Annotated in this window: 20 protein-coding genes; 13 read left to right on the top strand and 7 right to left on the bottom strand. The window is 68.0% G+C overall.

The window, feature by feature from the left end:
• Window positions 1–101 precede the first annotated feature (101 nt).
• Entirely contained in the window at window positions 102–2,537 is a 2,436-nt protein-coding gene (gyrB, locus tag H536_RS0105730; RefSeq protein ID WP_024349558.1) for a DNA topoisomerase (ATP-hydrolyzing) subunit B, read from the bottom strand.
• 213 nt (window positions 2,538–2,750) lie between these two features.
• On the opposite strand from gyrB, the gene H536_RS0105725 reads away from it, so the two are divergent.
• The 5 genes from H536_RS0105725 (at window position 2,751) to rpsU (ending at window position 6,119) form a co-directional block, all read left to right on the top strand.
• Window positions 2,751–3,188, top strand: coding sequence for an acyl-CoA thioesterase (locus H536_RS0105725; RefSeq protein ID WP_024349557.1), 438 nt, complete (start codon window positions 2,751–2,753; stop codon window positions 3,186–3,188).
• 141 nt (window positions 3,189–3,329) lie between these two features.
• A complete protein-coding gene (locus H536_RS0105720; protein WP_024349556.1) occupies window positions 3,330–4,751 on the top strand; it encodes a cytochrome P450 in 1,422 nt (473 codons plus the stop codon).
• A 375-nt stretch (window positions 4,752–5,126) separates the two neighbouring features.
• Window positions 5,127–5,339 (top strand): cold-shock protein, encoded by a 213-nt coding sequence (locus tag H536_RS0105715; protein WP_024349555.1) that lies wholly within the window; start codon window positions 5,127–5,129, stop codon window positions 5,337–5,339.
• Window positions 5,340–5,437: 98 nt separating this feature from the next.
• Window positions 5,438–5,686 (top strand): hypothetical protein, encoded by a 249-nt coding sequence (locus H536_RS0105710; protein WP_024349554.1) that lies wholly within the window; start codon window positions 5,438–5,440, stop codon window positions 5,684–5,686.
• 109 nt (window positions 5,687–5,795) lie between these two features.
• Window positions 5,796–6,119 (top strand): 30S ribosomal protein S21, encoded by a 324-nt coding sequence (gene rpsU, locus H536_RS0105705; RefSeq protein ID WP_024349553.1) that lies wholly within the window; start codon window positions 5,796–5,798, stop codon window positions 6,117–6,119.
• 77 nt (window positions 6,120–6,196) lie between these two features.
• On the opposite strand, the gene H536_RS0105700 is transcribed toward rpsU, so the two are convergent.
• Together H536_RS0105700 and cysK are read right to left on the bottom strand one after the other, a co-directional pair.
• Complete coding sequence (locus H536_RS0105700; protein WP_024349552.1) at window positions 6,197–6,751, bottom strand: DUF6653 family protein; 555 nt, start codon at window positions 6,749–6,751, stop codon at window positions 6,197–6,199.
• A gap of 40 nt (window positions 6,752–6,791) precedes the next feature.
• Window positions 6,792–7,793, bottom strand: a complete 1,002-nt coding sequence (gene cysK / locus H536_RS0105695) for a cysteine synthase A (RefSeq protein ID WP_024349551.1) — start codon at window positions 7,791–7,793, stop codon at window positions 6,792–6,794.
• Window positions 7,794–8,049: 256 nt separating this feature from the next.
• Between cysK and H536_RS23115 the strand changes: the two genes are divergently transcribed.
• Window positions 8,050–8,871, top strand: coding sequence for a GGDEF domain-containing protein (locus H536_RS23115; RefSeq protein ID WP_024349550.1), 822 nt, complete (start codon window positions 8,050–8,052; stop codon window positions 8,869–8,871).
• 16 nt (window positions 8,872–8,887) lie between these two features.
• Here H536_RS23115 and dut read toward each other — a convergent pair whose 3' ends face one another.
• From dut to ubiE, 4 genes are all read right to left on the bottom strand, one after another.
• Window positions 8,888–9,340, bottom strand: a complete 453-nt coding sequence (gene dut / locus H536_RS0105685) for a dUTP diphosphatase (RefSeq protein ID WP_024349549.1) — start codon at window positions 9,338–9,340, stop codon at window positions 8,888–8,890.
• Window positions 9,337–10,554, bottom strand: a complete 1,218-nt coding sequence (gene coaBC, locus H536_RS0105680) for a bifunctional phosphopantothenoylcysteine decarboxylase/phosphopantothenate--cysteine ligase CoaBC (protein WP_024349548.1) — start codon at window positions 10,552–10,554, stop codon at window positions 9,337–9,339. Before coaBC ends, dut begins: the two co-directional genes overlap by 4 nt.
• Before the next feature lie 142 nt (window positions 10,555–10,696).
• Complete coding sequence (ubiB, locus tag H536_RS0105675; protein WP_024349547.1) at window positions 10,697–12,283, bottom strand: 2-polyprenylphenol 6-hydroxylase; 1,587 nt, start codon at window positions 12,281–12,283, stop codon at window positions 10,697–10,699.
• A gap of 21 nt (window positions 12,284–12,304) precedes the next feature.
• Window positions 12,305–13,084 (bottom strand): bifunctional demethylmenaquinone methyltransferase/2-methoxy-6-polyprenyl-1,4-benzoquinol methylase UbiE, encoded by a 780-nt coding sequence (gene ubiE, locus H536_RS0105670; RefSeq protein ID WP_024349546.1) that lies wholly within the window; start codon window positions 13,082–13,084, stop codon window positions 12,305–12,307.
• Window positions 13,085–13,228: 144 nt separating this feature from the next.
• On the opposite strand from ubiE, the gene mutM reads away from it, so the two are divergent.
• From mutM to H536_RS0105635, 7 genes are all read left to right on the top strand, one after another.
• The gene (gene mutM / locus H536_RS0105665; RefSeq protein WP_024349545.1) at window positions 13,229–14,122 is read left to right on the top strand and encodes a bifunctional DNA-formamidopyrimidine glycosylase/DNA-(apurinic or apyrimidinic site) lyase; all 894 of its coding nucleotides are present in this window, start codon (window positions 13,229–13,231) and stop codon (window positions 14,120–14,122) included.
• Between the two features lie 225 nt (window positions 14,123–14,347).
• Complete coding sequence (gene rpsT / locus H536_RS0105660; protein ID WP_024349544.1) at window positions 14,348–14,617, top strand: 30S ribosomal protein S20; 270 nt, start codon at window positions 14,348–14,350, stop codon at window positions 14,615–14,617.
• Between the two features lie 712 nt (window positions 14,618–15,329).
• Entirely contained in the window at window positions 15,330–15,764 is a 435-nt protein-coding gene (locus tag H536_RS0105655; RefSeq protein WP_024349543.1) for a rhodanese-like domain-containing protein, read from the top strand.
• Window positions 15,764–17,347, top strand: coding sequence for a chromosomal replication initiator protein DnaA (gene dnaA, locus H536_RS0105650; RefSeq protein ID WP_373279270.1), 1,584 nt, complete (start codon window positions 15,764–15,766; stop codon window positions 17,345–17,347). The genes H536_RS0105655 and dnaA overlap by 1 nt, the downstream gene beginning before the upstream one ends.
• Window positions 17,348–17,523: 176 nt before the next feature.
• Window positions 17,524–18,648 (top strand): DNA polymerase III subunit beta, encoded by a 1,125-nt coding sequence (dnaN, locus tag H536_RS0105645; protein ID WP_024349541.1) that lies wholly within the window; start codon window positions 17,524–17,526, stop codon window positions 18,646–18,648.
• Between the two features lie 14 nt (window positions 18,649–18,662).
• A complete protein-coding gene (recF, locus tag H536_RS0105640) occupies window positions 18,663–19,886 on the top strand; it encodes a DNA replication/repair protein RecF (protein WP_024349540.1) in 1,224 nt (407 codons plus the stop codon).
• The gene (locus H536_RS0105635) at window positions 19,883–20,647 is read left to right on the top strand and encodes a molybdopterin-synthase adenylyltransferase MoeB (RefSeq protein WP_029702802.1); all 765 of its coding nucleotides are present in this window, start codon (window positions 19,883–19,885) and stop codon (window positions 20,645–20,647) included. Before recF ends, H536_RS0105635 begins: the two co-directional genes overlap by 4 nt.
• Window positions 20,648–20,650 lie beyond the last annotated feature (3 nt).

Below are 20,650 nucleotides of genomic sequence, written 5' to 3'. Positions count from 1 at the left end.
CGGGCGCATCCGACAAACGGACGCCCACCCCGCCAAGCGGTCTGTTCCATGGAAACCATCAGACGCGAAACGCGACCGGTGCAACACCGGTCCGCGGACCCTCAGATATCCAGGTTGGCAACCTGCAAAGCGTGTTCCTGGATGAACTCGCGGCGCGGCTCGACCTCGTCGCCCATCAGCCGCGAGAACAGCTGGTCGGCGTCGGTGGCGTCGTTGATCTTGACCATCACCAGGGTGCGGGCTTCCGGGTCCAGCGTGGTTTCCCAGAGCTGCTCCGGGTTCATCTCGCCCAGCCCCTTGTAGCGCTGCAGGGTCAGGCCCTTGCGGCCGACCTCGAAGACCGCGGTCAGAAGCTCCAGCGGGCCGGTGAGCTCGCGCTCGGTGTCGCGCCGGCGCAGCACCGGCAGGCCCTGATAGATCTCGGCCAGCCGTCCCGCGAGGCGGTTGAGCTGCAGGCCGTCGCCGGAATTGATCAGCGCCGCGTCGATCGTCTGCACCTCGGAAACGCCGCGCACGGTGCGCATCAGGCGATAGCCGCCATCGACCGCCTCGCCGGACCAGCCGCGCTCGGTTTCCTCGGCGACGTCGTCCAGTCGCTCGGCGATCCGCTGGGCCATCTGCGGGCCCTTGGCCGCGTCGTCGGCCATCTCCGGCGACAGGGCGCCGACGACGGCCGCCTGCTCGATGACGCTGCGATCGTAGCGCGAATGTAGGCTGCTCATCACCTGGCGCACCTGCAGCGCGTCCTCGACGACGCCGCGCAGATCGCGGCCGGTGCGGACCTCGCCATGGGCGAGGGTCAGCCCGGCATCGTCGAGACCACCCTCGATCAGATAGTTCTCGAGCGCCTTCTCGTCCTTCAGATACTGGCTCTGCTTGCCGCGCGTCACCTTATAGAGCGGCGGCTGGGCGATGTAGATGTAGCCGCGCTCGATCAGCTCCGGCATCTGCCGGAAGAAGAAGGTCAGCAGGAGGGTGCGGATATGGGCGCCGTCGACGTCGGCGTCCGTCATGATGATGATCTTGTGGTAGCGCAGCTTCTCGATGTTGAACTCGTCCTTGCCGATGGACGTGCCCAGCGCCGTGATCAGCGTGCCGATCTGGTCGGAGCCCAGCATGCGGTCGAAGCGGGCGCGCTCGACATTCAGGATCTTGCCGCGCAGGGGCAGGATCGCCTGGTTCTTGCGCGAGCGCGCGCCCTTGGCCGAGCCGCCGGCCGAGTCGCCCTCGACGATGAAGATCTCGGATTTCGCCGGATCGCGCTCCTGGCAGTCGGCCAGCTTGCCGGGCAGCGAGGTGATGTCCAGGGCGCCCTTGCGCCGGGTCAGGTCGCGCGCCTTGCGGGCGGCCTCGCGGGCCGAGGCGGCTTCCACCACCTTGGCGATGACGATCTTGGCTTCCTGCGGATGCTCCTCGAACCAGGTCGAGAGGGTCTCGTTGACGAGGCCCTCGACCACCGGTCGCACCTCGGAGGAGACCAGCTTGTCCTTGGTCTGCGACGAGAATTTCGGGTCCGGCACCTTCACCGACAAAACACAGGACAGGCCCTCGCGGCAATCGTCGCCGGTCAGCGTCACCTTCTCGCGCTTCAGCGCGCCGGAGGTCTCCGCATAGCCGGTTACCTGCCGGGTCAGGCCGCCGCGGAAGCCCGCCATATGCGTGCCGCCGTCGCGCTGCGGGATGTTGTTGGTGAAGCAGAGGACGGATTCATTGTAGCTGTCGTTCCACCACAGCGCCGCCTCGACGACGATGCCGTCCTTCTCGCCATGCAGCACGATCGGCTCGGGGATCAGCGGCTTGCGGGCGCGGTCGAGATAGCGGACGAAGGCTTCCAGACCGCCCTCGTAGAACAGCTCGGTGACCTTCTCGTCGGCATGGCGCTTGTCGGTGAGGATGATCCGCACGCCGGAATTCAGGAAGGCCAGCTCGCGCAGCCGGTGCTCCAGCGTGCCGTAGTCGAACTCGGTGACGCCCTGGAAGGTGTCGGTCGACGGCAGGAAGGTGATCGCCGTGCCGGTCTCGTCGCCGGCGTCCCCGGTCACCTCCAGCGAGCCGTCCGGCACGCCGTGGGTGAAGGACATCTCGTGGATCTTGCCCTTGCGCCGGATCTTCATCGACAGCTTGACCGACAGCGCGTTGACTACCGAGACGCCGACGCCGTGCAGGCCGCCTGAGACCTTGTAGGAATTCTGGTCGAACTTACCGCCGGCATGCAGCTGGGTCATGATGACCTCGGCCGCCGAGACGCCCTCGCCGGTGTGGATGTCGGTCGGGATGCCGCGGCCATTGTCGGTGACGGTGCACGAACCGTCCGGGTTCAGCGTCACGGTGACATGGGTGGCGTGCCCGGCCAGCGCCTCGTCGATGGCGTTGTCCACCACCTCGTAGACCATGTGGTGCAGGCCCGAGCCGTCATCGGTGTCGCCGATATACATGCCGGGACGCTTGCGCACGGCGTCCAGCCCCTTCAGGACCTTGATCGAGTCGGCACCATATTCGGGATTGGCAAGCGGATCGGTCTCGGGGATAGCTGACATGATGGTCCTTGGTCTCGGGCCGAGCACCCGGGGAGGGCGAATCGGCCAAAATTCACTCTTTTATATAGGGTCTCTCCTTCATTGACGAAAGCGCCTGCCGGCCCTACCCCCAGCAGCGGGCCGGAATGCGGCGCGAACGCAACGCCTGGCCGGCCGCGCGACCCGTGCCGCGCCTCCGCTTCCGCTGCAATTTTCGCCGTGAGAGACCGATCCATGCCTTCCAACGACCCGACTCGGGACGACTTCCCGTTCTGGACCCGCGACAAGCTGCGCTACGGCGACACCGACCGTCAGGGCCATGTGAACAACGCCGTCTATGCGACCTTCTTCGAGACCGGCCGGGTGGAAGTGCTGCATGCCGGCGAGGCGCCGCCACCGGCCGGAACCGCCTTCGTCCTGGCGCAGATCACCATCGACTTCCGGCGCGAGATGAACTGGCCGGGCGAGGTGGAGATCGGCACGGCGGTCGAGGGCCTGGGCAACAGCTCGATCCGCCTGCGCCAGGCCGTGTTCCAGAATGGCGTCCTGTGCGCCAGCGCCGCCGCGGTGATCGTCCTGATGGACGAGACCACCCGCCGCTCGACGCCGCTGCCCGACGACATGCGCGGCCGGCTCGCGGCCCATGTCCGGTCGAGCCCCGCCGAGGCCTGACCGGACGCCCTGCCTTGCCGGCAGCCGCCGGTGGCAGGGCAACGGCGCCCGACGCCACCCGCGACGATTGCGCCGCTCGACGCGGCAATCCTCGCCACCCATATGGAATCGCGGTTCCTCTCCTGCGGCGAGTCGCATTTCATGTCCGATACACTGACCGCTCCAGCCCAGGCCGCGTCCGCCACGCCCGTGCGGCCGTTCCGCGCCCCGGCCCCGGTGCCCAACGCGACGCCGCTCGGCTTCTTCGGCTTCCTGACGACGGCCTCGCGCAATCCCATCGAGATCTGGGGCACGCGAGCGTTCAAGGAGCCCTATATCGTCGGCAAGTGGCTGGGCGTGCCGAACATCGTCATCAACGATCCGGCCGGCGTCCGGCACTGTCTGGTGGAGAACGCGAAAAACTACGTCATGCAGCCGCTGCGCCAGCGCATTCTGCGGCCGCTCCTGCGCGACGGGCTGCTGACCGCCGAGGGCGCCCTGTGGCGCCGCACCCGCAAGGCCATCGCGCCGGTGTTCACGCCGCGCCACACGGCCGGCTTCTCCGAAACCATGCAGGACCGGTCGGAACGCTTCGCCGACGGGCTCGCCGCGCGGGCCGGCGGCATGGTGGACGGCAGCCACGAGATGACGCTGCTGACCTTCGACATCCTGCAGGCGACCCTGTTCACCGACGACATCGCCGATGACGGCGAGACATTCGCCCGCTCGACCCGCGACTTCCTCGGCTCCATGGGCCGGGTCGATCCGCTCGACCTTCTCGGCGCGCCGGCCTTCCTGCCGCGCCTGCGCCGGATGCGCGGCCGCAAGTCGATGGATTATTTCCGCGGCCTCATCGCCCGCACCATCACCCGCCGCCGCGAGCAGATCGCCCGCGATCCCGACGGCGCGCCGAACGATCTCCTGACCCTCCTGGTCAAGACCGACGGCCTGTCGGCCAGCGAGATCGAGGACAACATCATCACCTTCATCGGCGCCGGCCACGAGACCACCGCGCGGTCGCTGGCCTGGACCCTGTATCTCCTCAGCCAGGCGCCCGCCGAGCGCGCCGCCGTCGAGGCCGAGCTCGACACGATCCTGCCGACCCTGTCGCACCCCAGCGAATGGCTGGAGCGCCTGCCCTACACGCGGGCCGTCTTCGAGGAATCGCTGCGGCTCTATCCGCCGGCGCCGTCGCTGAACCGCACCGCGCTGGCGCCGGACCGGGTCGGCGACGTGGCGATTCCCGCCGGCGCGACGGTGCTGGTCATGCCCTGGCTGATCCATCGCCACGAGATGCTCTGGGACCGGCCCGACCATTTCATTCCGAGCCGGTTCCTGCCGGGCAATCGCGAGGCGCTCGACCGCTATCAGTATCTGCCCTTCGGGGTCGGCCCGCGGGTCTGCATCGGGGCCAGCTTCGCCCTGATGGAGGGCGTCATCGCCCTCGCCTGCCTCCTGCGGGGGCTGCGTTTCGACTATGAGGAGGCCGCGCCTCCGGAGGTGGTCCAGCGCATCACCGTGCAGCCGAATGGCGGGCTGCCGCTCAGGGTCAGCCGCCGGACGCCGGCGCCCCTGGCGGGCTGACGGGACAAGTTGCGGCCGGGACGATTCCGGTCGCGGAGGCCTGCCTCGCAGGGGCTTGCGGGCTGCCGACGGGGCGGTGCAGGCCCATTCGGGCGACAGTGCGCTTGCGTTCGGGCGCGTGAAAGCCCATACTATCAGTTCGGGTATTTGCAGACCCGGAGTCTGGCAGACGTTCCGCCACCGTAAAACGGCGGTTCGCTTGGTAGCGCATTAACGCGACCAGCGCGACGAGAACCAAACCTTTCGCCGTAACCCTTGTGAAGTTCCGAATCTCCGGCCGCGGCGGCATGCCGTGTCCACACCACTCAAGAAGTCAATCGCGTCGCGAGAACACTTCAGACGATCGCCCACAGGGCAGCGACGAAAGGTAATACCATGAGCCAGACCGGCACCGTAAAGTTCTTCAACGAAGCCAAGGGTTTCGGATTTGTCACCCCGGAAGGCGGCGCGAAGGATGTCTTCCTTCACGTCTCCGCTCTCGAGCGCGCGGGCATCTCCTCCCTGAACGAAGGCGACAAGATCAGCTTCGACACCGAGCCGGACACCCGCGGCAAGGGCCCGAAGGCTGTCAACGTTCAGCGCGCCTGATTGCATGATGTGACCGGCGGGCTTCTGGCCTGCCGGTCTCTACTGTTTCGCATGGGTTCGCGGCGTTTGGTGGCGAACAACGGCGGAAGAAGGTGACGATGGAAAATTCCAGGAAGGCGCGTGAACGCGCCGAAGCGGCACTGTCCGGACCGCCGGAACGACCGGCCAAGGGCTCCGCGATTGGAATCATCGCCGCCGAAAGCCTGGCCGTCCAGGAAAAGACGGCACGATTGAAGAAGCTCCGCATGGAGCGGGATGCGGCCGAAGCGCCTGAGCCGACCAAGGCAGAGGCGAAGGCGTCGAAGGCGAAGGCCAAGACGACAAAGCCGACGGCGCGCGCTAAATAGCCGGTTGGCAGACCGACTCGGTCGCCAATCAATTCCGAGGCCCGGCCACCACCTGCCCCGCAAGGCAGGGAAATGGCCCGTGGCCCATCAACTGATGGAAGGAGTCGTTTTGAAAGTCGACGTCAGAGACAACAATGTCGATCAGGCCCTGCGGGCGCTGAAGAAGAAATTGCAGCGCGAAGGCGTCTTCCGTGAGATGAAGGCGCGTCGCGCCTACGAGAAGCCGTCCGAGCGACGCGCTCGGCAGAAGCAGGAGGCGATCCGCCGCTCCCGCAAGCTTGCTCGCAAGCAAGCGCAGCGCGAAGGCCTCGTGCCCGGTCCGAAGCGCAAGATCCGTCCCGGCGCACCTCGCCCGGGCGCACCGAGCACAGGCGCCAGTGCCAACGGCGCAGCCGGTGCACCGCGTCCGGCTTCCGCGACCTCGCAGTACTGATACGACCCATTCGCTCCTCGAGAGCAGAAAAAGCCCGGCGGATCCGATCCGCCGGGCTTTTTCGTGTCTGGGCCGCCTCAGCTGCCTGACAGGTCACCGGACTGTGGCGGCCGCCCGTCGGGCTTCGGCTCCAACCAGCGGCGGTATTCATCAGAGACCTCGCACATGTCGGCATAGAGCCAGACCATGCGGTCGACGAACCAGATCTTGCCGCCCTCCGCAATGATCAGTCCCGCAACCGTGGCGGTCGCCTCGCCCCGGATCAGGCCATAGGCCAGGACGGCGACCCCGATGGCGGTGACCAAGGTGAGGATCGTCGCGGCGCGGCGATGGTGGTCCGGGACCGGCACCGCCTTCCGGTTCAGATAGACCCGCTCGCCGAAGGTCGCCCGCGACGCCCAATTGTCGGGATTGCGGGGCGGCGGAAACAGCCGTGGATTGACCATGGCGAAGACCATGAGGGCCGCGACCGGCGCGAGCGCCCACCAGCCGATCCAGAAGCGGCTCCAGATCGCCAGAACCAGGAGCGGCAGGATCGCCGCCCGGGTCCAGACGCTCCAGGGATTGGCATGGCGGGCCCAGCTCTCCTCGTCCATGCGCATCGCCCGCTCGGCCAGCGCGAAGACATCCATGGCGCCCTCCCGTCGACCGAACGGCCGGAGAAGTCCGGCGCTATTTCGCGCCGTCCTCGTCGCCCAGGCCGTCGAACAGCGCCGTCGACAGATAGCGCTCGGCGAAGGACGGGATGATCACCACGATGTTCTTGCCCGCCATCTCCGGGCGCTGGCCGACCGCGATCGCCGCCGAGAGCGCCGCACCCGAGGAAATGCCCACCGGCACGCCCTCGATGCGGGCGACGAGACGGGCGATCTCGAAGGCGTCGTCATTGGTGACCTGCACGACCTCGTCATAGACCTCGCGGTCGAGGATCGCCGGGGCGAAGCCCGCACCGATGCCCTGGATCTTGTGCGGGCCGGGATCGCCGCCCGACAGGACATGCGAGGCTTCCGGCTCGACCGCGACGATGCGGACGCCGGGCTTGCGCTGCTTCAGCACCTGGCCGGCGCCGGTGATCGTGCCGCCGGTGCCGATGCCGGACACCAGCACGTCGATTTCGCCCTTGGTGTCGTTCCAGATTTCCTCGGCGGTGGTGACGCGGTGGATTTCCGGGTTGGCCGGGTTCTCGAACTGCTGCGGCATCACCGCATCGGGGATCTCGGCCACCAGCTCGCCGGCCTTGGCGATGGCGCCCTTCATGCCCTTGGCGCCCTCGGTGAGCACCAGGTCCGCGCCGAGCAGGCGCAGCATCTTGCGGCGCTCGATCGACATGGTCTCCGGCATGGTCAGGATCAGGCGGTAGCCCTTGGCAGCGGCCGCAAAGGCGAGCCCGATGCCGGTGTTGCCCGATGTCGGCTCGATCAGCGTCGTCTTGCCCGGCGTGATCCGGCCGTCGGCCTCGAGCTTCTCGATCATGGCGACGCCGATGCGGTCCTTGACGCTGGCGATCGGGTTGAAGAATTCGAGCTTGGCGAGAAGGTTGGCCTTCACGCCCTTTTCCTTCGCCAGCTTGTCCAGCCGGACGATCGGCGTGTCACCGATGGTGTCGGCGATGGAATCGTAGATGCGTCCACGCCCGTGGGTCCGTGCGGCGCCCTCTTTCACTACCTTGTCCATGATGGTCTCCTTCCCTGTCGCGGCCCGGCGTTCATTCATTTCGCGCCCGGTCATCGTTCCTAACCTATGCCGGATCGGTCGCGGTTTTGAGGTCTGACAATCCAAAGCCGGCGGTCTGGCTGGAATAGCTTGCTAGGCCGGCGCCGGCCGATCCATGCAATTTGCAACCAATTCTTTACCCTCTCTTAGGCCGCCCCCACCAGTATGGCGGATCACGGCGGGTCCCTCGCGCCCTTTGCACGAAACGAGATTGCGCATGGCACGCTCCTTCCAGCACATTCGCACCATTTTCGGCGAGTTCGTCCTGTTGCTCCTGGCCATGACGCTGCTGTCGGTGGTCGCCGCCTTCCACATCTTCGACGGTGTCGGCCAGGCCGCGCTGAACCGTGCGCTGGGCTTTGCCGTCGTGGTGCCGATGCTGAGCGCCGTGCCCTATGCGATCTATTTCGTCGTCCGCCTGACCGGGCTGATGCAGCACAATGACGGCCTGCAGCGCGCCGCGACGACCGATCGTCTCACCGGCGTCCTGAACCGTCCGGGCTTCGACACTGTCATCCGCCGGCACATGGCCGCCCTCGGCGACCACCAGTATGCGGGCCTGATGCTGCTCATCGTCGATGCCGACCATTTCAAGCGGATCAACGACCGCCTCGGCCATCCGACCGGCGACAAGGCGCTGAAGGCCATCGCAGGGGCGCTGAAGCGGTCGATGCGCGGCTCCGATGCGGTCGGGCGTCTGGGCGGCGAGGAATTCGCCATCTCCTTCCCCTGCACCAGCCTCGAACAGGGCAAGGCCGTCGCCGAGCGCCTGCGGCTGAGCATCGGCAAGCTGAGTGTCAGCGACGGCAAGCAGAGCGCCCGCCTGTCGGTCAGCATCGGCGGCGCCTTCTATACGACGCCGCAGCTCTTCGACCGGGTCTATGGCGCGGCCGACGTCAATCTCTATCATTCGAAGCGCACCGGCCGGAACCGCACGACCATCACCTCGGTCGCCGCCCATGGCCGCCGCTATCTGCAGGCCGACGGGCAGCAGCAGAACCAGCAGGCCGCCCGGCTGACCGCCCTGCCCGCCCGCTGACGCTGACCCGCCCCACCTAGCTGCGGCCGGTCGAGCCGAAGCCGCCGGCGCCGCGGGCGCTGTCCGACAGGCTCGCCTGTTCGGTGAAGGTCGCCTGCACCACCGGCGCGACGACCATCTGGGCAATCCGGTCGCCCCGCGCGATGGCGAAGGCTTCGCTGCCCAGATTGACCAGCACCACCTGCACCTCGCCGCGATAGTCGCTGTCGATCGTGCCCGGCGTGTTCAGCACGGTGACGCCGTGCTTCACAGCGAGACCGGAGCGCGGCCGGATCTGCACTTCGAACCCTTCGGGAATCTCGAAGGCGAGGCCCGTCGGCACCAGCCGGCGTTCGCCCGGCCCCAGCACCAGTTCCCCCGTCACCGCCGCGCGCAGGTCGGCGCCCGCCGCCCCGGCGCTCTCATAGGCCGGCAGCGGCAGATCGGGATTGTGGGGCAGGCGCAGGATCGCGATGGCCGGCACGCTCATGAGGCCGCTCCCGTCAGGCGGTCGGCCACCCAAGCGGCCAGGCGCCTCGCCACTTCCGTCTTGTCCATTTTCGGCCATTCCTCGACACCTGCCGCCGTCACGATGTGGACCGTATTGGCGCTGCCGCCCATGACGCCGGTCCCGGCCGACACGTCGTTGGCGACGATCGCGTCGGCACCCTTGCGGGCGAGCTTGCCGCGGGCATTGGCGAGGAGATCGTCGGTCTCGGCGGCAAAGCCGACGACCAGCTTCGGCCGATCCGGCGCATGGCCGATGGTCGCCAGGATGTCCGGGTTCTCGGTCAGGGCAAGCGCCGGCGGTCCACCACCGGTCTTCTTGATCTTGCGCGCCGTCTCGGCCTCGGCCCGCCAGTCGGCGACGGCGGCCACGAAGATCGCCGCATCGGCGGGCAGCGCGGCCTCGACCGCGCCCAGCATCTCGCGGGCGGTCTCGACATGGGCAACGCTCACGCCGGCCGGATCGGGAAGCGTCACCGGGCCGCTGACCAGCGTCACCTCGGCGCCCAGTTCGGCCAGCGCCGCGGCAATGGCGTGGCCCTGGCGTCCCGAGGAACGGTTGGCGATGTAGCGGACGGGGTCGATCGGCTCGTGGGTTGGCCCGGAGGTGACGACGATCCGCCGGCCGGCCAGCGGCTTCGGCCCGGCGTCCAGCATGGCTTCCAGCGCGTCGGCGATCTCGGTCGGCTCGGCCATGCGGCCGGTGCCGGCCTCGCCTGCTTCGGCCATCTCGCCGGCATTCGGCCCGACGAAGCGCACGCCGTCGGCGATCAGCGTCGCATGATTGCGGCGGGTCGCGGCGTGGTTCCACATGGCCGGGTTCATCGCCGGCGCCATCAGGATCGGCGCGCGGGCGGCGAGCAGGATCGCCGTCGCCAGATCGTCAACAAGCCCGTTGGCGGCGCGGGCCATCAGATTGGCCGTGGCCGGCGCGACGAGGATCGCATCGGCCTCTCGGGCGAGCCGGATATGGCCGACATCGTGCTCGTCCTCGCGGTCGAAGAGATCGGAGAAGACCTTGGCGGCGGCCAAGGCCCCGACGGCGAGCGGGGTAACGAATTCGCCGGCAGACGCGGTCATCACCGGCGTCACCGCGGCGCCGCGCTCGCGCAGGCGGCGGATCAGGTCGAGCGACTTGTAGGCCGCGATGCCGCCGCCGATGATCAGCAGTACCCGTTTGCCCGAAAGGCCGCTCATGCCGGCTCCGCCTGAATGATCCCGATCGTCGCGGTCGCCATGCCTGCCTCGCGAAAGACGCTGTTCCACGGCCCCGTGTCTAGCGGCCGCCGCTTACCGGAGCAACAAAGGCGCCGCCGGGCGAGATCCCGGCGTGCCGGTCTCAGCCGAAGGTGTAGCCGAGCGCGATGGTCATCAGCGACAAGGCGATGATCCACTGGGCGATCAGGCGCAGGATCACGCTGGAGCGCTTGTCCGTCGCCAGGTTGTTCAGCGTCTCGTCGTCGAGGCGGATGCCCTTCTCGATGAGGTCCGGCATCTGCCGGGCGAGGATTTCCAGCCCGCCGGCAAACTCCGGCGTGCGCCGCAGGAGATGGAACAGCGAATCGACGCCGCGGCGCGCCTCGCGCAGCTTGGCCGCGGGCCCGAGCTCGGTGAGGATGTATTCCGACACGACCGGCTCGGCCGCCACCCACATGTTGAACTTCGGATCGAAGGAGCGCGCGACGCCCTCGACCACCACCATGGTCTTCTGCAGAAGCACGAGTTCCGGACGCGCCCGCATGTCGAAGAGCTCGGTCACCTCGAACAGCAGCGACAGGAGATGGCCCATGGAGATGGTCTCGGCCGGCTGGCCGTAGATCGGCTCGCCGATCGCCCGCAGCGCCTGGGCGAAGCTCGCCACGTCCTGGCCGCGCGGCACGTAGCCCGCCTCGAAATGCAGCTCGGCGACGCGGCGATAGTCGCGCCGGATGAAGCCGTAGAGGATTTCGGCGAGGAACCGCTTGGACTCGTCCGACAGGCGCCCGACGATGCCCATGTCGACGGCGACGACGGCGCCGTCCGGCGCCACGAACAGGTTTCCCTGGTGCATGTCGGCATGAAAAAAGCCGTCGCGCATGGCGTGGCGCAGGAAGGACTGCACGATAAGCACGCCGAGCTGCTTGGTGTCGTGGCCGGCCTCGACGATGCCGGCGACATCGCTCATCTTGATGCCGTCGATCCATTCCATCGTAAGGACGTCGCGGCCGGTGCGCTCCCAGTCGATGCGCGGCACGCGGAAGCCGGGATCGTCGGCGGTGTTCTCGGCCATTTCGGACGAGGCCGCCGCCTCCAGCCGCAGGTCCATCTCGATGCGGGTGGACTGGGCCAGCGTCTCGACCACGGCGACCGGCCGCAGCCGGCGCGACGAGCGCACGTAGCGCTCCAGGAACTGGGCGATGAAGGCGAAGGTCTCGAGCTGGCGCAGGAAGCGGATGCGCACGCCCGGCCGCACCACCTTGACCGCGGCGAAGCGCTCGCTGCCGTCCTCGTTGCGGATGCGGGCCTTGTAGACCTGCGCGATCGAGGCGGCGCCCACCACCTCGCCGAGATCGATGAACAGGTCGTCGATCCGCCGGCCGAGGGTCGTCTCGATCTCCGCGACGGCCTGGTCGCGCGGGAACGGCGGCACCTTGTCCTGCAACTGGCCGAGTTCCTGGGCCGTCGCCGCCCCCACGAGGTCGGGCCGCGTCGCCAGGAACTGGCCGAGCTTGACGTAGGAGGGGCCGAGCCGGTTCAGGGCCCGCGACAAGTTGTCGGAGCGCGGACGGTTCTCGGCCGAGCCGCGCTCGATCAGCCGAGCGAAGCGGTGCAGCAGCGCCGGGCCGGGCGGCAGGCCCTCGCCCGGAAACGAGCCGACGACGCCTTCGCGGGCCAGAACATAGACGGCCCGGATAAGCGCAAGGGTGCCGGTGACGGGATTGGCCAAGAGAGGCTCCGTTCGTTCAGATCAGAGCTTCCAGCCGGAATGGATGGCCGCGATGCCGCCCGACAGGTTGCGATAGGAGACACGCTCGAAGCCGGCCGCGCGGATCGCGGAGGCGAAATTGGCCTGGTTCGGGAAGCGGCGGATCGACTCGACCAGATATTCGTAGGATTCGCGGTCGCGCGCGACGGTCTCGCCGATGCGCGGAATGACCTTGAACGACCATTGCTCGTAGATCTTATCGAGGATCGGCATGTCGACTTCCGAGAATTCCAGGCACATGAAGCGCCCGCCCGGCTTGAGCACCCGGTAGGCCTCCGACAGCGCCGCGTCGATGCGCGGCACGTTGCGGATGCCGAAGGCGATCGTATAGGCGTCGAAGCTGGCGTCGGGCAGCTTCAGCTCCTCGGCATTGCCCTCCACGAAGACGAGATTCTCGTCGAGGCCGCGCTTGACCGCCCGCTCGGCGCCGACGCCCAGCATCGAGGCATTGATGTCGAGAACCGTGCCGGTGGCCCGCCGGCGCGAGGCCTCGGTGATGCGGAAGGCGACGTCGCCGGTGCCGCCGGCCACGTCGATGAAGTTCCAGCCGGCCCGGTGCGGCGGCGACAGCCAGGACACCATGGCGCTCTTCCAGACGCGGTGGAGGCCGCCCGACATCAGGTCGTTCATCAGGTCGTAGCGCTCGGCGACCCGATGGAAGACGTCATTGACCCGGGCCTGCTTCTCTTCCCGGCCGGTGACCGTGGAAAAGCCGTAGGCCGTCTCCATCGCTTCGGCTCCGGTCACACGCGTTCGCGACATGGGGCGGCACCTTCATTGCATCGCATCGCTTCGATGCGGATATAGGGACGGACGATCCCGGCATGCGACGCGTCCTCCGCGAAGCAGGCTGGGTTCGCCGGGCGCATCGCTCGGATGGCCCAACGGTTCGGGACTTAATCGAATATGCCGGAATTGCCAGAGGTAGAGACGGTCCGCCGCGGCCTGCAGCCCGTCCTGGAAGGTGCGCGCATCACCCATCTGCATCTGGCGCGGCCGGATTTACGGTTTGCGCTGCCCGAACGCTTCGCCGAACGGGTCACCGGCCGGCGCATCACGGCCCTCGGCCGGCGGGCGAAATATCTCGTTGCCGAGCTGGAGGGCGACCTCCTCCTCGCCATGCATCTGGGCATGTCCGGCTCGTTCCGCATCGAGGGTCCGGACGGCGACAGCCTGCCGGGCGTCTTCCAGCATCCACGCTCCACCGCCCGCCTCCACGATCACGTGCGTTTCGAGGTCACGACCGGAGACGGCCAGCCGGCCGCGGTGATCTACAACGACCCGCGGCGCTTCGGCTACATGACGCTGATCGCGCGGGCCGAGATGGAGACCCATCCGCATTTTTCCGGCCTCGGCATCGAGCCGACGGGCAATAGCCTGTCCGGCGCGGCGCTGGCCCCGGCCTTCGCCGGGCGCGCGGCGCCGCTCAAGGCGGTGCTCCTCGATCAGCGCATCATCGCCGGGCTCGGCAATATCTATGTCTGCGAGGCGCTGTGGCGCTCGCGCCTGTCGCCGCGGCGCGCGGCGGGAACGCTGGTGAAGAAGGACGGCCGCCCGAGCCAGCGCCTCGACCTCCTGGCGCTCAACATCCGCGAGACCATTGCCGACGCCATCGCCGCCGGCGGTTCGTCGCTGCGCGACTACCGGCAGGCCGATGGCTCGCTCGGCTATTTCCAGCACAGCTTCGCCGCCTATGACCGCGAGCACGAGCCGTGCCGGCATGCGGGCTGCCGCGGAGTCATCCGGCGGATCGTCCAGTCGGGACGCTCGACCTTCTTCTGCCCGGCCTGCCAACGCTAGGACCGCGTCCGTAACGGTGCGGCGGCGCGAAGAGGAATGCCCGACGGGGCCCGCACTTTGTCTTGACGCGCCGAACGCTCTTGCCTATAGAGGCTCTGAATTCGGCGGCACCCATGGTGCGGCCCGTTTCTTCGTGCTGCAGCGTGCACCTCTTGCCGCCCGGCACGATCAAACCGCAGTTTACCGACACAAGCGCATCGTCGCGACAGACAGAGAGAGACGAACATGGCCAACACCCCTTCGGCCAAGAAAGCGGCGCGGAAGATCGCGCGACGCACTGCCGTCAACACCGCTCGCCGCAGCCGGGTCCGCACCTATCTGCGCCGCGTCGAGGAAGCCATCGCATCGGGCGACAAGACCGCCGCGATGACCGCCTTCCTCGCCGCCGAGCCGGTGATGATGAGCGCGACCTCGAAGGGGATCTTCCACAAGAATACGGCATCGCGGAAGATCTCCCGTCTGTCGCATCGCGTGAAGGCCCTCGGCGAAGCCTGAGGCTCGCTCGATCCACTGACAGGGGCGCATCGCGCCCCGTTCAGACCCTTTTGAAAGGCCTGGCTTAACCGCCGGGCCTTTTTGATTCCGCGCCCCGCCATGGCGACCCGGGGTGATTCCCGGCGCCTTTGCAGGACCTTCGGCGAGCCCGTCATCGATTCGACACACGCAAACCTCCCGATCGCCCGCCGCGATTCCATCGTGTGGTTTTGGCGAATGATTCCAGTGACTTGCAGAAGGTCAGTGAGCATCATAAAACAGCCGGCTAAGGCCGGTTTCAGCGGCCCTTGAGTCAAGCGGACCGCCTTATTTTTTTCATTTTTATCTTTTGCCCAATGCGCTCAAAAGCTGCTTGGGAGCCAAGTCACCAGAACCACTGGTGTTTACCCTGACGGGCAATGATTCACGCGGGACGAGTCTGCCACACTGGGGGTGCTCGCATTGCGATTCACGGTTTGCGAGCCTTGCCCGAAGCTGTCGCGTTTCGTATTTTCCTCCTCGAAACAAGTGCGGGGAAAGACGAAGTGCGGGGACAACCGAACTTATCCAGAACATTCGGTCACGGTTCGAGTTGCCAGCGGCGCGGCCCCATCTCGCCTAGAGTCTAAATCCGTCCTTCCACAATTTATTCGTAGTCGATCCCGGCGCTCCCACGCCGCGGGTGCGGCTGACTTCTGCCCAAGCATGGGCCGGAGCGCAGGAGAGCTTTTGCATGAACGGTGAATACAAGGGCGATGTCACGCCGAAGGAATGCTGGGCGACGCTCGCCGACACGCCGGACGCGGTCCTGGTCGATGTGCGCACGGTGGCCGAATGGAGCTATGTCGGCGTCCCGCAGCTCGCTCCCCTCGGCAAGGCGGCGATCCTGCAGGAATGGCAGAGCTTCCCCTCCATGGCCGTCGATCCGGATTTCGCCGCCAAGCTCGCCCGGCGCATCGAGAGCGAAGGCGGAACCCGCGACACGCCGGTCTTCTTTCTCTGCCGTTCGGGCGTCCGCTCCATCGCCAGCGCCGTGGCGCTGACCGGGGCGGGCTACAGCAACTGCTTCAACGTCCTGGACGGCTTCGAGGGCCCGCCGGACGAGGAAGCCCATCGCGGACGCAAGGCCGGCTGGAAAGCGGAGGGTCTCCCGTGGGTGCAGAAGTGATGCAGCAGGGCGCAGGACGATCGGCGGACACGCTGCCGATCTGGTCCGGACGGCATGACGCCGCCCGGGTGACGAAAGACAACACGAACGATTTCGGGGGCGGCATGGCGAGCGGCGGCACAGGTACTGCGGACATCATGGAGCGGGTGAATGCCCGTCTGAAGGCGCAGCTTGGGCAGGACATCTTCGCCAGCTGGTTCCAGCGCATGAAGCTCGAGGCGCCGGGCAAGGGCGTCTGCCGCATCACCGTGCCGACCGCCTTCCTGCGCAGCTGGATCCAGTCGCACTATCATGAGCTCCTGACCGAGATCTTCCGCGAGGAAGTGCCGGGCACCCTGCGCGTCGACATCGCCGTGCGCAGCGCCGTGCGCGGCGGCGGCGTGACCATCCGCCAGCCCCGTGTCGCCGAGCCGGAGAGCGTGCCGGCCAGCGTGGTCTCCGCCCGTCCCGCCGCGCAGATCGGCGAAAGCCGCGCCGCGCGCAGCGCCGCCCCGGCCGAAGCCCGGCAGATGTTCGATGCGGCGCCCGCCCCGACGCCCACCTTCGGCTCGCCCCTCGACCCGCGCTATGTCTTCGACACCCTCGTCGAGGGCAGCTCCAACCGCGTCGCCCTCGCCGCCGGCCGCGCCATCGCCGAGAACGGCCCCCAGTCGGTGCGCTTCAACCCGCTGTTCATCCACGCCGCCGTGGGCCTGGGCAAGACGCATCTCCTGCAGGCAATCGCCAACGCCGCGATCCGCCGCGAGGACAAGCCGCGCGTCGTCTATCTGACGGCAGAATATTTCATGTGGCGCTTCGCCACCGCGATCCGCGACAACCGCGCGCTCGACCTCAAGGAGACCCTGCGCGGCATCGACATCCTGATCATCGACGACACCCAGTTCCTGCAGGGCAAGTCGATCCAGCAGGAGTTCTGCCATCTCCTCAACGCGCTGATCGATTCCGCCAAGCAGGTGATCTGCGCCGCCGATCGCCCGGCCATGGAGCTGGAATCGCTGGATCCGCGGGTCCGCTCGCGCCTGTCCAACGGCATCACGCTGGAACTGGCGGCGCCGGACTACGAGATGCGCCGCTCGATCATCCGCACCCGCGCCGCGGCCATGCGGGCCGAGGATTCCTCCTTCGACATGCCCGACGGCGTCATCGACACGATCGCCCAGCGCGTCGCCGGTTCGGGCCGCGACCTGGAAGGCGCTTTCAACCAGATCGCCTTCCGCCATTCACTCGGCCAGCCGCTGTCGGCCGAGCATCTGGACGATCTCCTCAGCCAGCTCACCCGCGCCAACAGCGAGCGTCGGGTGCGTATCGAGGACATCCTCAAATTCGTCTCGCGCCACTACAACGTGACGCGCACGGACATCCTGTCGGCCCGGCGTACGCGGACCATCGTGCGGCCCCGCCAGATCGCGATGTATCTGGCCAAGACCATGACGCCCCGCTCGCTGCCGGAAATCGGCCGGCGCTTCGGCGGCCGCGACCACACGACGGTGCTTCATGCCGTTCGCAAAATTGAGGGCGAGCGGGCCAAGGACGACAAGCTGTCCGAGGAGCTCGACATCATCCGGCGTATGATCGAGGAGTAGGCCGCCCCGGCGCGGCGCCGTCAAGCGGCGCCGCCGGTCGGCGGGCCTCTCCCGCCGTGGCTCGCCCAGCCTCGCGCGGTCCGGCCTTTCCAAGCGGCCTCCAAATCTCTAAGACCATCGGACCCCGGAACGGGTGCCGTGTCCTGCGGCGCCTGCCCGAACCAAACGGCTTCGTCATGCGCATCATCATCGAACGTTCGAACCTCCTCAAGTCCCTGGCGCACGTTCATCGTGTCGTGGAACGCCGCAACACCATCCCGATCCTCTCCAACGTCCTGTTGAAGACGGAAGGCGAAGGCCTGCGGCTGAAGGCGACCGATCTCGACCTTGAGATCACCGAGAGCGCACCGGCGACGGGCGAGCAGGAGGGCGCGACGACGGTGCCGGCGCATCTGCTCTACGACATCGTCCGCAAGCTGCCGGACGGGGCCGAGGTGAGCCTGGCCACCAATGCCGAAGGCACCCAGATGACGGTCTCGTCGGGCCGCTCGAACTTCCGGCTGCAGTGCCTGCCGGAATCGGACTTCCCCGACATCACCGCCGGCACCCTCAGCCATGCCTTCAAGCTCAAGGCCGCCGAGCTCGGCCGGCTGATCGAGCGCACCCAGTTCGCCATCTCCACCGAGGAGACGCGCTATTATCTGAATGGCATCTACCTGCACACGATCGAGGCCGACGGCGACCTGCAGCTGCGCGCCGTCGCCACCGACGGCCACCGGCTGGCACGGGCCGACCAGAAGGCCCCGGCCGGCTCGGAAGGCATGCCGGGCATCATCATTCCGCGCAAGACCGTCGGCGAGTTGCAGAAGCTCCTCGGCGACAGCGACGACGAGGCCGAGATCTCGGTCGAGCTGTCGGACGCCAAGATCCGCTTCACCATCGGCGCGGTGGTGATGACCTCCAAGCTGATCGACGGCACCTTCCCGGACTATCAGCGGGTCATTCCGCAGAACAACGACAAGGCGCTGACGCTGGACCGGCAGACCTTCTCGGCCGCCGTCGACCGCGTCTCCACCATCTCGTCGGAACGCGGCCGGGCGGTGAAGCTCGCCGTCGCCGATTCGCAGCTGGTGCTGACCGTCAACTCGCCGGATTCCGGCACGGCGACCGAGGAACTGGCCGTCGGCTACGATTCGGACGAGATCGAGATCGGCTTCAACGCCAAATATCTCCTCGACATCACCAACCAGCTGTCGGGCGACGAGACCGTCTTCATGCTCGCCGATCCGGGCTCCCCGACCCTCATCAAGGACGGCGGCGACGATGCGACGCTCTACGTCCTGATGCCGATGCGGGTCTGACCGCCGCAACGCGCTTGGACCAGAGCCCGGACGCCGCCGTTTCCCCCTCCACCGACAGCCGGACGCCGCCCGCGGTGCGGCTCGACGAACTGCGTCTGGCCGATTTCCGCAATTACGAGACGCTGTCGCTGCGCTTCACCCGCGGATTCGTCGTCTTCGTCGGCGACAATGGTGCCGGCAAGACCAATCTCCTGGAAGCCATCTCGCTGCTGACGCCCGGCCGCGGCCTGCGCCGCGCGCCCTATCAGGACGTCGCGCGCAAGGGCGGCAGCGGCGGCTTCTCCGTCCGCGCCAGCGCCGTCTCCCACGGCGTCGAGACCATCGTCTCCACCAAGATGATGCCCGACCCGACGGGCGCGGCGGCCCGCAGCGTGCGGATCGACGAGACCGCGGCGAAATCGGCCGACGAACTGCTCGATCTCCTGCGCATTCTGTGGCTGACGCCGGCCATGGACGGGCTCTTCACCGGCCCGGCCGGCGACCGGCGCCGCTTCCTCGACCGCATGGTGCTGGCCGTCGATCCGACCCATGGCCGCCGGGCCGCCGATTACGAGCGCGCCATGCGCTCGCGCAACCGCCTCCTCGCCGACAACCGGCTGGATGATCCCTGGCTGTCGGGCATCGAGGCGCAGATGGCCGAACTCGGCATCGCCATGGCGCTGGCCCGCTCCGAACTCGTCGGCATGCTGGCCGGCATGATCGCCCGGACCGGCGCCGGCTCGCCCTTCCCCAGTGCCGGGCTCGAGCTGACGTCGGGCTATGACGGTCTCGACCTTGCCCGTCCCTCGGCCGATGTCGAGGACGAGGCGCGCATGCGGCTGCGGTCGGCCCGCTACGGCGACCGGGCCGCCGGCCGCACGCTGGAGGGCGCCCACCGGGCCGAGCTCTCCGTCACCCATCTCGCCAAGGCGATGCCGGCGGCCCTGTCCTCCACCGGCGAGCAGAAGGCGCTGCTGATCGGCCTCGTCCTGGCCCATGCGCGGCTGGTCGCGGCCATGTCGTCGCTGCCGCCGCTGCTGCTCCTCGACGAGATCGCGGCGCATCTCGATCCCGGCCGCCGCGCCGCCCTGTTCGACCTGATCGCCGAGCTCGGCGTGCAGGCCTTCATGACCGGGACCGACGCCAGCCTGTTTGCGGCCCTGGGCGATCGGGCCCAGATCATGGAAGTGTCGGGCGCCACGGTCCGCCCGGCCGATCCCGCACGCATCGAAGGCGCATCACCGGAGACGTCGCCATGAGCCAGGCTCCCCTCGCCCCCGAAGAGCTGGAACGCTACGCCCGCCACATCGTGCTGCCGGAAGTCGGCGGTGCCGGCCAGCAGGCGCTGAAGCGCGCCAGAGTGCTGGTGATCGGCGCCGGCGGCCTCGGCTCGCCGATCATCCTCTATCTGGCTGCCGCGGGTGTCGGCACCATCGGCATTGCCGACGACGACACGGTCTCGCTGTCCAATCTGCAGCGGCAGGTGCTGCACGGCACCGCCGATGTCGGCCGCTCCAAGCTCGACAGCGCCGCGGACGCCGTGGCGGCGATCAATCCGCATGTCACGGTCGTGCCCCATGCGCTGCGCCTCGACATGGCGAATGGCCCGGCGATCGTTGCCGGCTACGATCTCGTCATCGACGGCTCCGACAATTTCGCCACCCGCTACGCCATGGCCGATCTCTGCGAGGCGGCGGCAACCCCGCTCGTCACGGCGGCGGTGAACCGCTTTTCCGGCTCGCTGACCGTGCTGAAGCCGTATGAGACCGGCGCGGACGGGCGCCGCCATCCGGGCTATCGCGATCTCTTCCCCGAGGCCCCGCCGGCCGGCATGGTGCCCTCCTGCGCCGAGGCCGGCATTCTCGGCGTCACCACCGGCGTCCTCGGCACCCTCGCCGCTTCCGAAGCGATCAAGCTGATCTGCGGCATGGGCGAGCCGCTGGTCGGCCGCTTCTTGATGGTCGATCTCCTGACCATGCGGATCGAGGAAATCCGCTACCGCCGGCCGAAATCCGGCTGAGCC

The sequence above is a fragment of the Aurantimonas coralicida DSM 14790 genome (assembly GCF_000421645.1).
GTDB classification, from domain to species: domain Bacteria; phylum Pseudomonadota; class Alphaproteobacteria; order Rhizobiales; family Rhizobiaceae; genus Aurantimonas; species Aurantimonas coralicida.
This window is presented reverse-complemented; position numbering and strand designations above follow the sequence as displayed.